We start from the raw sequence: 13,249 nt of genomic DNA, 5'->3' as shown, positions 1-13,249 counted from the left end.
TATCTGATAGCCGGAGCGGGATGATGGGTGTGCGTATCGGGCTCGGCTCGATTCTCGGAGAGGCGACACGCGGCCTCGCCCGGGTCGCGGTGTGCCTCCTCGCGGGTGCCCTGCCCGCCCCGGCCCAGGACCTGCCGACCGCGCGGGAGAACGCGGCGCCCGCGGGCCTCGACAGCGAGCACCTGTTCGGCTTCGTCGAGGGCTCCGACATCGGCGTGCCGGGCGAGGTGGAGTTCGAGTTCGAGGCCACCGGCCGGTTCGGGCGGGGCGGCGGGCGGTTCCGGGCGGTCGATGGCGGTCTGGTGTTGAAGATTCCGCTCGACACATCCTTCCGGGTGGCGCCGGGCATCGGCTTCAACCGCTTCGCCGCGGCCGGCGTGCCGGGCCTCGCCGACCGTGCCGCCGGCGGGCTCAGCGGCGCCTTCGTCGAGACGCGCCTGCGCTTCCTCGACCGCAGGGACGGGCCCTTCGGCCTCACTCTCAACGTCGTGCCGAGCGTCGGGCGGGTCGATACCGGCTCGGGGCTGCCGGCAGAGAGCTACGGTCTCGATACGGCGCTGCTGGCCGACTGGGAGATCGTGCCGGGCCGCCTCGTGGCCGCGCTCAATCTTGGCTTCTCGCTCGCCGCGACCCGGCTCGACGGCACCGGCGAGCGCCTGCGCGGCTCGGGCCTCGAACTCGCGGGCGCGCTGGCCTACGAGGCGCGGCCGGGCCTGTTCGTCGGCGCCGAGGCCCGCTACGTCCAGGCCTTCGAGGGGCTGGGGCTCGACCGGTTCAGCGGACAGGCGGTCTATCTCGGCCCCACCGTCTACGCCACGCTCTCCCCGCAGGCCTGGGCCTCCTTCACCTGGAGCTTCCAGGTGGCGGGCTCGGCGGAGGACGTGGCCCGCCCGCTCGACCTCACCAATTTCGACCGGCACCAGACCCGTCTGCGGTTCGGCCTGAGCTTCTGAAGGCTTATCCCCGGTGAGGAGGCCTGTACGGGCTGGCGGGGGCGCCGCGCCGGCCTATCGTGGCCGGACGGATCACCGGACCGAGGGACATGCCGCGCCTGCGCTACCGCTCCGCCCTGTCACGCCTGCGCCGGGCCTCCGCCGACGCCTTCCCGATCTGGCGTGGGCGGCTGCTCTTCCTCATAGGGGGTATCTGCGTCGGGCTCGCGGCCGTGCTGATGGCCAAGCTCGCCGACGGGGCACAAGCCCTGTTCCGTCAGGTCACCGCCCCTTCCCCTCTGATCGCCCTGATCCTCACGCCCGCGGGCTTCGCGCTCGCGGCGCTGCTGGCGCTGACCGTTTTCCCGAACTCGCAGGGCTCCGGCATCCCGCAGGTGATCGCCGCGCGCCACACCCGCGATCCGGGGCTGCGCCACGCCCTGATCTCGCTGCGAGTGGCGGCCGGAAAGATCGCCGTGATGTGCCTCGGCCTGCTCTGCGGCGCTTCCGCCGGCCGCGAGGGGCCGACCGTCCAGGTCGGCGCCGCGATCATGGCGGCCTTCGGCCGGCTGACCCCGGAGCGCCTGCCCGGTGTGATCCTGGCGGGGGGCGCGGCCGGGGTCGCGGCCGCCTTCAACACGCCGCTCGCCGGCATCGTCTTCGGCATCGAGGAACTCGGCCGGGCCTACGAGGCGCGCTCCTCCGGCCTCATCGTCGCCGGCATCGTCGCGGCCGGACTGACCGGGCTCTGGCTGACCGGCAACTACACCTATTTCGGCTCCTCGCGGGCCGAGTTGCCCCTGGGCCAGGGCTGGCTGGTGGTGGTCGTTCTGGGCATTCTGGGGGGGCTTGCGGGCGGGCTGTTCAGCCGCATCGTCATCGCCTTCGCCCAGGGGCTGCCCGGCCGGGCCGGGCGCTGGATCGCGCGCCGGCCCGTGGCCTTCGCGGGCCTCTGCGGTCTCGGCGTCGCCCTCTGCGGCCTCGCCTCGGGCGGGGCGGTCTACGGGACCGGCTACGAGGAGGCGCGGACGATCCTGCACGGGGAGGCCGCCGCCGATCCGGGCTTCGCGCCGCTCAAGTTCCTGGCGACCGTGCTCTCCTCGGTCAGCGGCATTCCGGGCGGCCTGTTCGCCCCCTCGCTCGCGGTGGGGGCCGGGATGGGCGGGGCGCTGCACGGGCTGTTCGACGGCGTGCCGGTCGGTGCTCTCGTGCTGATCGGCATGGTCGCCTACCTGACGGGCGTCCTGCAGGCGCCGATCACCAGCTTCGTCATCGTCACCGAGATGACCCAGGACCACGCCATGATGATCCCGCTGATGCTGGCCGCCCTCCTGGCGGACGCGGCCTCGAAGGCCGTCTGCCGGGGCGGTCTCTATCACACGCTGGCCGAGATCATCCTGGCGAAGGCCCCTCCCCCTGGGCCGGGCGCGCCGGAGCGTGCCGGTTGAGGCGGGCGGCGTCCGCGTCGCCTCGACCGGCGTGGCGCGCCCGCGGACGTCAGTTGCAGCCTTCCTTGTGGACGGTCTTCGAGTTGCCCGCGCCGTCCTCCTTGTGAACGGTCTTCGAGCCGCAATCGACGCTGCCCGTGGTGATGTCGCGGCGTTCGACCACGCCCTCGCGGCGCTCGACCGATACGCTGGGAGCGGAGTCGCGGCGGACGACCGTGGTCTCTTCGGCCATCGCGGCAGTCGATAGGCCGGTCAGAGCCGAGAGGGCGAGGCCGGCGAAGAGCAGCTTGTGCATGAAAAAGATCTCCTCTGGTCGTCGCTGCTGCGAAGTCATGTGCAAAACCATGGCAGCTGCGCCAGGAACGTCATCGAAAACGTTTCCGTTCCAGAGATATGTTGTGCTGATGCGAGACTTTGTCTTGTGCGCAAGTGAGTGTCGCGTGAGGCCGCGTGCGGCTCCGCAAGAAGATCGGTTGTGGGCATGCGACCCGGCGCCGAGGACCGATCAAGGCGGTGTCCCGTTCCTTCGGACCAGGCACCGCTTCGGTCCTGGCCTCCGGAGGATCTCGCGTGATGATCGGGACGGTGAGCGCGCTCCGTTCGAGCAGCCTCCGGGATCGGTTCTGTCTCCGGAGGCGGGGGACGCTCTAGCGATCGTCGGCACTCCGCCGTAGCCTCGCGCGTTCCGTCCTGGCACAGTGGCCGGGGCTGTAGCAGGCGCGCGACAGATGCGCCGGCCCCGCCGGGAGGCTTGAGTTCAGCCGTGACCACCCTGTACGTGAGCCACCCTTCCGCCCTCGACCATCTCGTCCCCGAGGGCCATCCCGAGCGGCCGAGCCGCATCCGCGCGGTCGAGCGCGTGCTGGAGAACGAGCGCTTCGCCGGCCTCGTACGGGTGCAGGCGCCGCGGGCTGACGCCTCGGTCGCCGCGCTCGCCCATCCGGAAGCCTATGTCGAGGCCATCGTCGCCGCCGCGCCGAAGGAGGGCATGGTCGCGATCGACGGCGATACGGTGATGTCGCCCGGCACCCTGGAATCGGTGCTGCGGGCGGTGGGCGGCGCCAACCACGCGGTCGATGCGGTGATGGCCAAGGAGTGCTCGAACGCCTTCGTGGCGATGCGCCCGCCCGGCCACCACGCCGAGCGCGAGCGGGCCATGGGCTTCTGCGTGTTCAACCAGGCGGCGATCGCCGCCCGCTACGCCCGCACGCATCACGGGGTATCCCGGGTCGCGCTGGTCGACTGGGACGTGCACCACGGCAACGGCAGCCAGGACATCTTCTGGGACGACGGCACCGTGATGTACGCCTCGACCCACCAGATGCCGCTCTTCCCCGGCACCGGCGCGGCCTCCGAGCGGGGCGCGAAGGATACGATCGTCAACGTGCCCCTGCGCCCGAACGACGACGGCGCGGTGTTCCGCGAGGCCTTCGAGGCGATCGTCGCCCGGGTCGACGCCTTCCAGCCCGACCTGATCCTGGTCTCGGCGGGCTTCGACGCCCACCGGCTCGACCCGCTGGCGAACCTGCGCCTCGACGAGGCGGATTTCGGCTGGGCGACGCGCCGCCTGCTCGAACTCGCCGACCGCCACGCGGGCGGCCGCCTCGTCTCGATCCTGGAGGGCGGCTACAGCTTGGAGGGGCTCGGCAAGTCGGTCTACGAGCACGTGGACGCGCTGATGGGGCGGTGAGGCTTCAGGAGCCTCACCCCTCCAGCAACTCGTCGCCGACCAGCTCGATGCCGAAGCCCGACAGGCCCACATAGGCCCGCGAGGCGGTCGAGAGGTTGCGGATCGAGGCGACGCCGAGGTCGCGCAGGATCTGCGCGCCCAGCCCCACCTCGCGCCACTGGCGCACGCGCTGGGCCTCGGCACCCTCGTCGGAGCCGCCCTCCGCGACGCGCTGGAGCGGCACGCCCGCGGTGCCGTCGCGCAGGTAGACGAGGACGCCGCGGCCCTCGCGGGCGAAGCGGGCCATCACCGCCTCGATCTGGCGGCCCCCCTCGATCACGTCGGCCACCACGTTCGAGCGGTGCAGCCGCACCAGCACGTCGCGCCCATCGCCGATCTCGCCGTGCACGAAGGCAAATTGCTGGATCGTCTCAAACGGCGTGGTGTAGGCGTAGCCGGTCATCGGGCCGTGCTCGGTCTTCACCGGGAACTGGCCGACCCGCTCGACGAGCTTCTCGCGGGCCTGCCGGTAGGCGATGAGATCCGCGACCGAGACCTGTTTCAGCTTGTGGGTCTCGGCGAAGGCCGTGATCTGCGGCCCCTTCATCACCGTGCCGTCGTCGTTGGCGAGCTCGCAGATCACGCCCACGGGCGGGAGCTTGGCGAGCCGGCAGAGATCGACCGCGGCCTCGGTGTGGCCCGAGCGCATCAGCACGCCGCCGTCCCGGGCGATCAGCGGGAAGACGTGGCCGGGCCGCACGAAATCGGCCGCGCCCATGTTGCCGTTGGCGAGCGCCCGGACCGTGTTGCAGCGCTGCTCGGCCGAGATGCCCGTGGTGAGCCCGTGCTTGACGTCGACCGTCACCGTGAAGGCGGTGCCGAGCGGGGCGTCGTTGGCCGCCACCATCGGGGCGAGGTGGAGGCGCCGCGCCTCGGCGAGCGTCACCGGCGCGCAGACGATGCCGCAGGTGTTGCGGATGATGAAGGCCATCTTCTCGGGCGTGCAGAGCGAGGCCGCGACGACGAGATCGCCCTCGTTCTCGCGGTCGTCGTCGTCGGTGACGACCACGATCTCGCCGCGGGCGAAGGCCTCGATGGCCTCGGTGACGGAGTGGTGGGACACGGGACTTCTCGAATGCTGTGCGGGCGGTCGGCTCGGCCGAAGCGTCAACCGACCTGCCCCCTGTGGCGCAGATAGTGATCGGCGAGCACGCAGGCCATCATGGCCTCGGCCACCGGTACGGCCCGGATGCCGACGCAGGGGTCGTGGCGGCCCTTGGTGACGATCTCGGCGTCGCGGCCCTCGCGGGTGACGGTGCGGCGCGGCGTGAGGATCGAGGAAGTCGGCTTGACCGCGAAGCGGCAGACGATCGGCTGGCCCGTCGAGAGGCCGCCCAGGATCCCGCCCGCGTGGTTGGCCAGGAAGGCCGGCCCGTCGTTGCCCGCGCGCATCTCGTCGGCGTTGTCCTCGCCGCGGAGCGCCGCGCTGGCGAATCCGTCGCCGATCTCGACGCCCTTGACGGCGTTGATCGACATCAGGGCGGCGGCGAGATCCGCGTCGAGCTTGCCGTAGAGCGGCGCGCCGAGGCCGGCGGGCACGCCCTCGGCCACCACCTCGATCACCGCGCCGATGGAGGAGCCGTCCTTCCGGATGCCGTCGAGGTAGGTCTCGTAGAGCTTGGACGCCTCCGGGTCGGGGCAGAAGAACGGGTTGCGGGCGACCTCCTCCCAGTCCCAGCGGCCGCGATCGATCGCGTGCGGGCCCATCTGCACGAGGGCGGCGCGGATCGTGACCCCCGGGATCACCTTGCGGGCGATGGCGCCGGCCGCGACCCGGGCGGCGGTCTCGCGCGCCGAGGAGCGGCCGCCGCCGCGATAGTCGCGGATGCCGTACTTGGCCTCGTAGGTGAAGTCGGCGTGGCCCGGCCGGTAGCTGTCGCGGATCTCCGAATAGTCCTTCGAGCGCTGGTCGGTGTTCTCGATCACCAGCGCGATCGGCGTGCCGGTGGTGAGCTGGCGCCCGCCCGTGCGGTCGTCGCCGAACACGCCCGAGAGGATCTTCACTTCATCGGGCTCGCGCCGCTGCGTGGTGAAGCGCGACTGGCCGGGCTTCCTCCGGTCGAGCTCCGCCTGGATCTCGGCGGCCTCCAGCGGCAGGCCGGGCGGGCAGCCGTCGACTACGCAGCCGAGCGCCACTCCGTGGCTCTCGCCGAAGGTGGTGACGCGGAAGAGATGTCCGAAGGTGTTGTGCGACATGGCGCTGCGTGCCTTAGCGCGGGTTGCCCCGAGTCACAAACCCGGCAGCCCGCAGAGCCCGCCGCGCGCTTTCAGCGCCCGGTAGGCCGCGATCCCGGTCGCGAGGTCGGTGCGCAGCCGGCGCTCGTCGCCGAGTTCGGCGAGCGTGTAGCTCAGGCCCAGGATGTGGGCGCCCTCGTAGCCCTCGGGCAACTCCCCCGCGCTGCCGAGTTCGATCGACTGGACCGGCAGGCGCTCGGCAAGATCGGCGAGCCGCGCCCGCAGCGCGTCGCCGCTCGCGCGGAGATAGGCTCCCGCCCGCGGGCCATGCTCCCGGATCGCCGCCACGGTGCCCTGCGCCAGCGAGAGGTGCACCTGCTCCCGGTGGGCCGGGAACAGGTAGACGAGGTAGTAGCCCCGCGTCGCGCTGGTCGTGATCGCGGGGTCGAACACGGCAAGCCAGGGTACGGCGGCCCAGCGGGTTCCGCGCCCCGGGCTGCCCTTCACCAGGAAGGGTCCGTCGAGCCCGGCGAGCGCCCGGCGCAACTCGTCCGGCGCGCCCTTGCGGATCACCGCGGCGAGCGGGTGGCCGGCCGGCGGCTCCGTCCGCGCCAGCGGATATTCCTCGACGATGCGGCGCAGCGCGTGGCCGAGGCTCACGGCCGCGACAGCACCCCGCCGGAGATCGGCTCGCGCACGCCGGTCGTGGCCGGGAAGGTGATCGGCAGGTCCTTCATCGAGCGCACCGCCAGGTAGGCGAAGGCCTGCGCCTCCAGATAGGCCGAGGACCAGCCGATCGCGTCCGCCGTCATGATCTCGGCGCGCAGGTGGTAGTTCAGCAGCCGCACCAGCTCGCCGTTGCGCGCCCCTCCGCCCGCCACGATCCAGCGGGTCGGGATCTCGGGGGCGTGGTCGAGCGCCCGGGCGACCGCGCGGGCCGTGAAGGCGGTGAGCGTCGCGGCGCCGTCCTCGGTCGAGAGCTGCCCCGCGAGCTTGTGCGAGAACCAGTTCCGGTCGAGGGATTTCGGCGGTCTCCTGAAGAAGAAGGGGTGGGTGAGGAGCCAGGCGAGCAGCTGCTCGTCCGGCCGCCCCCGGGCCGCGGTGCGGCCGCCGTCGTCGAGATTCTTGCCCTCGCGCTCCTGCATCCACTCGTCGATGAGGGAGTTGCCCGGCCCCGTGTCGAAGGCGATGACGCCGCCCTTGGAATCGACGAGCGTCGCGTTCGCCACGCCGCCGATGTTGAGGATGCCGAAGGGCCCCTCCATGCCGGCGGCCTCGGCGAGCGCCTTGTGGAAGACCGGTACCAGCGGCGCGCCCTGCCCGCCCGCCTCGATGTCGGCCCGGCGCAGGTCCGACACCACCGCGATCCCGAGGCGGGAGGCCAAGGCCTGCCCGTCGCCGATCTGGATCGAGATGCGGTGGTCGGGCCGGTGGATCACGGTCTGGCCGTGGAAGCCGATCACGTCGATGTCGGCGGGCGTCAGGCCGTTGTCGGAGAGGAACTGCTCGACGGCCTCCGCGTGCGCCCGGGTGACGAAGGCTTCCGCCTCCGGCAGGCGGCCGGGCCGGTCGTCGGGCCGCACCACACTCTCGGCGTCCTTGGTGGCGGCGCGCAGCAGCGCCTTCTCGTCCTCCGCGTAGCCGCGGTAGCCGGTGGGGCCGAGGGGCGCGAGGTAGTTGTTGTGCCCCCGCTCGACCCGGATGGTCTCGCCGTCCGTCTCGATCAGGGCGATATCGACGCCGTCGAGGGAGGTGCCGCTCATCAGGCCGATCGCGCGCATCATCGCCATGCCGGACTCCGCTCCCCTGCCCCGTGCCTTTCCGGGAACGCCCTGCTAAGAGCCGCCCCGAACCCGCTCCATCCCGGCCGAGCTAGCACGCGGGCACGCGCCTGTCGCCCGGCCGGTCCTCAGAGATACCGCCATGACGCCCGAGAGCTTCGCCCCGAAATCCGACTTCCTGCGGGTCCTCATGGAGCGGGGCTACGTCCACCAGGGCTCGGATCTCGCAGGGATCGACGAGGCCGCCGTCGAGGGGCGGCTGACGGCCTATGTCGGCTACGACTGCACGGCGGCCTCGCTCCATGTCGGGCACCTCCTGTCGATCATGATGCTGCACTGGCTGCAGAAGACGGGCGGCAAGCCGATCGCGCTGATGGGCGGCGGCACCACTCGCGTCGGCGATCCCTCGGGCCGGGATGAATCGCGAAAAATCCTGACGCTGGAGCAGATCGAGGAGAACAAGGCCGGCATCCAGAAGACCTTCGCGCGCTTCCTGGAGTTCGGCGAGAGCGGCAACGACGCCCGCATGGTCGACAATGCCGAGTGGCTGACCAAGCTCAACTACATCGAGATGCTGCGCGACATCGGCCGGCATTTCTCGGTCAACCGCATGATGTCGATGGACAGCGTGCGGATGCGCCTGGAGCGCGACCAGGAACTCTCGTTCCTGGAGTTCAACTACATGATCCTCCAGTCCTACGATTTCGTGGAGCTGAACCGCCGCTACGGCTGCATCCTGCAGATGGGCGGCTCGGACCAGTGGGGCAACATCGTCAACGGCATCGATCTCGGTCGCCGTCTCGGCACGCCCCAGCTCTACGGCATCACCTGCCCGCTCCTGACGACGGCGTCCGGCGCCAAGATGGGCAAGACCGCCGCCGGCGCCGTCTGGCTCGATGCCGGGATGCTCTCGCCTTACGATTACTGGCAGTTCTGGCGGAACACCGAGGATGCCGACGTCGAGCGCTTCCTGAAGCTGTTCACGCTGCTGCCGCTCGACCAGATCGCGGAGCTCGCCGGCCGCGGGGGGGCTGCGATCAACGAGGCCAAGAAGGTGCTGGCCACCGAGGCCACCGCCCTGATGCACGGCCGCGAGGCGGCGGAGGCCGCCGCCGAGACCGCGCGGAAAACCTTCGTGGAGGGGGCGCTCGCCGCGGATCTCCCGAGCGTCACGGTGCCGCGCGCGAGCCTGGAGGCCGGGCTCGGCGTGCTCACCGCCTTCGGGCCGGAGCACGCCCGGCTCGTGCCCTCGACCAGCGAGGCGCGGCGCCAGATCAAGGGCGGCGGGCTCAAGGTCAACGACGTGGCCGTCGCCGACGAGAAGGCGGTGCTCACCCTCGCCGACCTGACCCCGGAGGGCGTGATCAAGCTCTCCTTCGGGCGCAAGCGCCACGTGCTGCTCAAGGCGGAGTGATCCGGGTGCTGGAAAAGCCGGCTGCCCGTGCGGCCAAGCTACGGACAAGGGGCGCGTCTTCCGGCATAGTGCCGCCAGACCGGCCCGCGGCCGGAAGCCGTGACGGAGATCCCACGTGACCCTTCGAGCCCGACACGTCCTGGCCGCCGGCCTCCTCGCCCTGGGATGCGCCGGCCCGGCGACGGCGCAGCCGGTGATCTACTACGCGCCCGACGCGCCGACCGTGCTGCAGACCGACCAGGCCGGGCGGGTGATCGTGCCGCCGACCCGGCCCGACCTCGCGGTGCCGCCGGTGCCGGTGCCGCAGGTGATGAACGGCGGCGGCTTCGGCCTGACCGGGTTCGACTACTACAACGACGAGTTCAGCGAGAGCCGGTTCGGCGCGCGCAAGCGCCCGAAGGTCTTCGTGCTGGCGCCTGCCCCGATCGACCCGGCTTGGCGCTACTGAACCCACGTGGTCTCAGGGCTCTGCCCTGAGCACCCTCCAGAGGGCCGGCGGCCCTCTGGACTCCCCGCGCGAACGTGCTGCCCTCAGCGGCTCTTCTGGTAGAGCTTGCTCGCGATCTCGAAGATCTCCTGGGGCGCGTAGTCCGGCGCGAACGCGCCGTAATTGCCGTCGAGCTCGGGGATCTTGCCGCCCTCCGGCGGCCCGTCCACGATCTCGAGATTGCCCGGCGGGTCGCCCGGCAGCGCCACCTCGTCGTTCGACCAGACGCCCGCCATCTCCGGATAATCCGGCGAGCCGAAGGTGTAGAGCCGGCGGTGCGAGCCCTCCTGCAGGTACTTCTGGCACTCGGGGATCTTGTCGAGCACGATGTTCGGGGTCGGCAGCATCTTCTCGATCTCGACGCCGGTGAGCTTCTTCAGCGCCAGCGCGTAGGCGTGGGCGTGGACCGAGCCCCGCACCAAGAGGTAGCCGCAGACCTCGCGCCCGGTCGGGTCCTTCAAGGTCTCGTAGACGCGCAGCTTGTGCAGGCGGGCGCCGCACTCGAGATGGAAGTTGTGCAGGAGGTCGATGATCAGGTTGCCCGAGGTCGTCACCATGTCGGCGTTCCACGACTGGGCGTTGGAATTGACCGGCGTGGCGCCGCCCCCTTGCGAGAAGAAGGCGCCGGCCAGCCGCACGTCCTGCATCTCGTTGAACGGCGCCTTCGAGATGTCGACGTTCTCGGTGTCGTCGCCCGGGCCGTTGTTGAGCATGGCCACGCCCGTCGAAACCAGCTCCACATGGCCGAGCTCTTCCGTGAAGATGCTCGACACGAGGCTGTAGAACGGACGCAACTTCGACTTGTTACGAAAGTTGAAACTCTGGAACATGTAGTTCCCGAGCGTCGACATCTCGCCGTACTTGCCGCCCAGCAGTTCCTGCAGGGCCGCTGCGGCGTTGGGATCGGGACGCTTCGGCGTGGGAAGTTCGGCCTGGAGACGGTCGAGGCGCATAAACATGGGTTAGGCCCTCCTGATCGGCACTGGGATGCCGGAAGGGCTACCGTGGGTCTTTGGCTATGTTCCTGATTCGCGATCAGGTTGTCCGGCCGCGGGTCCGTTTGCCGCAGCCGGGTCGGTTCGCAGGTGGGCCCTAGATGTGCGCTCAGGCCCGCAGGGCCGCGTCCAGATCCTCGATCAGGTCGTCCGCATCCTCCAGGCCGATCGAGAGGCGGACCACCTCCGGCCCGGCACCCGCCGCGCTCTTCTGCGCGTCGGTGAGCTGGCGGTGCGTGGTCGAGGCCGGGTGGATCACCAGCGAGCGCGTGTCGCCGATATTGGCCAGATGCGAGAAGAGCTGCAGGTTCGAGACGAGCTTGACGCCCGCCTCGTAGCCGCCCTTCAGGCCGAGGGTGAAGACCGCGCCCGCCCCCTTGGGCGTGTAGCGTTGCGCCAGCGCGTGGTAGCGGTCTTCGGGCAGGCCCGGATAGCTGACCCAGGCGACCGCCTCGTGCCGGCTCAGGAAGGTCGCGACCTTGAGGGCGTTGTCCACGTGGCGCTGCATCCGGAGCGGCAGGGTCTCGATGCCGTTGAGGATCAGGAAGGCGTTGAAGGGCGAGAGCGCCGGCCCGAGGTCGCGCAGGCCCAGCACCCGCACCGCGATGGCGAAGCCGAAATTGCCGAAGGTCTCCGAGAGCACCATGCCGGCATATTCCGGCCGCGGCTGGCTCAGCATGGGGTAGCGCGCGTCGCCCGCCCAGTTGAACGTGCCGCCGTCCACGATCAGGCCGCCGATCGAGTTGCCGTGGCCGCCGAGGAACTTGGTCGCCGAGTGCACCACGATGTCGGCCCCGTGCTCGAAGGGCCGGATCAGGTACGGGGTCGCCATGGTGTTGTCGACGACGAGCGGGATGTTGTGGCGCTTGGCCACCTCCGAGAGCGCTCGGATGTCGGTGATGACGCCGCCGGGATTGGCGATGCTCTCACAGAAAATCGCCTTGGTGCGAGGCGTGATCGCCGCCTCGAAGGAGGCGGGGTCGTCGGCATCCGCCCAGGCGACCTCCCAGCCGAAGTTCTTGTAGGAGTGGTTGAACTGGTTGATCGAGCCGCCGTAGAGCTTGTTGGCGGCCACGAACTGGTCGCCCGGCTGCATCAGGGCGTGCATGGTCAGGAACTCGGCGGCGTGGCCCGAGGCGACGGCGACCGCCGCGGTGCCGCCCTCCAGCGCCGCGATGCGCTCCTCCAGCACGGCGTTCGTCGGGTTGGTGATCCGCGAGTAGATGTTGCCGAAGGCCTGGAGCCCGAACAGCGAGGCGGCGTGGTCCACGTCCTCGAAGACGAAGCTCGCGGTCTGGTAGATCGGCGTCGCCCGCGCGCCGGTCGTCGCGTCCGGCGCGGCGCCCGCGTGGATCGCCAGGGTTTCGAAGCCGGGCTGCCGGTCGCTCATCGCAAAGTCTCCTGAGGCCCGAAGAGGCGCGTTATCCCGCCGTGTACGCCCGGGCGGGAGGGCGGGGCAAGGCTCGGACGCGTCCGGCACACGGCGCGCAGGGCAGGTTCGCGTCGCCGATGTTGCGTTGCGAAGATCGCGCACCTATCGGTGCGACCGGATTCCCCGATCGCTGCCGGCCGGATAGGGCCGGGCCGCCGCGAGACGCCCTGATGACCGCCGACCAGCTCTCCGAGAAGCTCTCCCTCCCCAAGGACCGGATCCGCGTCCTTCTTCTGGAGGGGATCAACGACAGCGCGGTCGCGCTGATGCAGGCGTCTGGCTACACGAACCTGGTGCGTCTGCCGAAGGCCCTGGACCGGGAGGCGCTGCACGAGGCGATCCGGGGCGTGCACATCCTGGGCATCCGCTCGCGCACCCAGCTCGACGAGGCGGCGTTCGCGGCCGCCGACCGGCTGCTGGCGGTGGGCTGCTTCTCGGTGGGCACCAACCAGGTCGATCTGGCGGCCGCGCGCGCCCGCGGCATCCCGGTCTTCAACGCGCCCTTCTCCAACACCCGTTCGGTGGCCGAACTCGTCATCGGCGAGATCGTGATGCTGCTCCGCCGCATCACGCCGCGCTCGGTGGGCGCGCATGCGGGCGAGTGGGACAAGTCGGCCACGGGCTCGGTGGAGGTGCGCGGCAAGACGCTCGGCATCGTGGGCTACGGCAACATCGGCACGCAGCTCTCGACGCTGGCCGAGGCCATGGGCATGCGGGTGATCTTCTACGACCACACGGACAAGCTGCGCCACGGCAACACCGAGCCGACCGAGAGCTTGGGCGATCTGCTGGCGCAGGCGGACGTGGTCTCGCTGCACGTGCCGGAGACCGACGCCACGGCCAACATGATCGGGGC

At 70.8% G+C, this 13,249-nt stretch carries 13 protein-coding genes; 6 read left to right on the top strand and 7 right to left on the bottom strand.

What is annotated here, in order from left to right:
- Positions 1–20: 20 nt before the first annotated feature.
- Entirely contained in the window at positions 21–953 is a 933-nt protein-coding gene (locus MFF54_RS23355; RefSeq protein ID WP_238306605.1) for a DUF6662 family protein, read from the top strand.
- An 89-nt stretch (positions 954–1,042) separates the two neighbouring features.
- Entirely contained in the window at positions 1,043–2,380 is a 1,338-nt protein-coding gene (locus MFF54_RS23350; protein WP_238306604.1) for a chloride channel protein, read from the top strand.
- Between the two features lie 49 nt (positions 2,381–2,429).
- Here MFF54_RS23350 and MFF54_RS23345 read toward each other — a convergent pair whose 3' ends face one another.
- Positions 2,430–2,675, bottom strand: coding sequence for a hypothetical protein (locus tag MFF54_RS23345; protein ID WP_238306603.1), 246 nt, complete (start codon positions 2,673–2,675; stop codon positions 2,430–2,432).
- A 468-nt stretch (positions 2,676–3,143) separates the two neighbouring features.
- Between MFF54_RS23345 and MFF54_RS23340 the strand changes: the two genes are divergently transcribed.
- The gene (locus tag MFF54_RS23340; protein ID WP_238306602.1) at positions 3,144–4,070 is read left to right on the top strand and encodes a histone deacetylase family protein; all 927 of its coding nucleotides are present in this window, start codon (positions 3,144–3,146) and stop codon (positions 4,068–4,070) included.
- 13 nt (positions 4,071–4,083) lie between these two features.
- Here MFF54_RS23340 and ribB read toward each other — a convergent pair whose 3' ends face one another.
- Genes ribB through MFF54_RS23320 form a run of 4 tightly spaced genes read right to left on the bottom strand, consistent with a single transcriptional unit; the run spans position 4,084 to position 8,074 of the window.
- Positions 4,084–5,172, bottom strand: coding sequence for a 3,4-dihydroxy-2-butanone-4-phosphate synthase (gene ribB, locus MFF54_RS23335; protein ID WP_238306601.1), 1,089 nt, complete (start codon positions 5,170–5,172; stop codon positions 4,084–4,086).
- Positions 5,173–5,216: 44 nt separating this feature from the next.
- Positions 5,217–6,305 (bottom strand): chorismate synthase, encoded by a 1,089-nt coding sequence (gene aroC, locus MFF54_RS23330; RefSeq protein WP_238306600.1) that lies wholly within the window; start codon positions 6,303–6,305, stop codon positions 5,217–5,219.
- Positions 6,306–6,338: 33 nt separating this feature from the next.
- Positions 6,339–6,944 carry a DUF3578 domain-containing protein gene (locus tag MFF54_RS23325; protein ID WP_238306599.1) on the bottom strand — a complete coding sequence of 202 codons (606 nt, stop codon included), beginning with the start codon at positions 6,942–6,944 and terminating at the stop codon, positions 6,339–6,341.
- Positions 6,941–8,074: an anhydro-N-acetylmuramic acid kinase gene (locus MFF54_RS23320; RefSeq protein ID WP_238306598.1), complete on the bottom strand. Its 1,134-nt coding sequence runs from the start codon at positions 8,072–8,074 to the stop codon at positions 6,941–6,943. Before MFF54_RS23320 ends, MFF54_RS23325 begins: the two co-directional genes overlap by 4 nt.
- A gap of 133 nt (positions 8,075–8,207) precedes the next feature.
- On the opposite strand from MFF54_RS23320, the gene tyrS reads away from it, so the two are divergent.
- Both tyrS and MFF54_RS23310 read left to right on the top strand, forming a co-directional pair.
- Positions 8,208–9,479, top strand: a complete 1,272-nt coding sequence (gene tyrS, locus MFF54_RS23315; RefSeq protein WP_238306597.1) for a tyrosine--tRNA ligase — start codon at positions 8,208–8,210, stop codon at positions 9,477–9,479.
- A gap of 115 nt (positions 9,480–9,594) precedes the next feature.
- Positions 9,595–9,927 carry a hypothetical protein gene (locus tag MFF54_RS23310; RefSeq protein WP_238306596.1) on the top strand — a complete coding sequence of 111 codons (333 nt, stop codon included), beginning with the start codon at positions 9,595–9,597 and terminating at the stop codon, positions 9,925–9,927.
- 83 nt (positions 9,928–10,010) lie between these two features.
- Here MFF54_RS23310 and MFF54_RS23305 read toward each other — a convergent pair whose 3' ends face one another.
- The gene (locus tag MFF54_RS23305; protein ID WP_238306595.1) at positions 10,011–10,925 is read right to left on the bottom strand and encodes a manganese catalase family protein; all 915 of its coding nucleotides are present in this window, start codon (positions 10,923–10,925) and stop codon (positions 10,011–10,013) included.
- Between the two features lie 145 nt (positions 10,926–11,070).
- The gene (locus MFF54_RS23300; protein WP_238306594.1) at positions 11,071–12,351 is read right to left on the bottom strand and encodes an O-acetylhomoserine aminocarboxypropyltransferase; all 1,281 of its coding nucleotides are present in this window, start codon (positions 12,349–12,351) and stop codon (positions 11,071–11,073) included.
- A gap of 212 nt (positions 12,352–12,563) precedes the next feature.
- On the opposite strand from MFF54_RS23300, the gene MFF54_RS23295 reads away from it, so the two are divergent.
- On the top strand, positions 12,564–13,249 hold a 686-nt coding region (locus MFF54_RS23295; protein WP_238306593.1), incomplete at its 3' end, for an NAD(P)-dependent oxidoreductase.

This window comes from Methylobacterium gregans, from assembly GCF_022179245.1.
Lineage (GTDB): Bacteria > Pseudomonadota > Alphaproteobacteria > Rhizobiales > Beijerinckiaceae > Methylobacterium > Methylobacterium gregans.
This window is presented reverse-complemented; position numbering and strand designations above follow the sequence as displayed.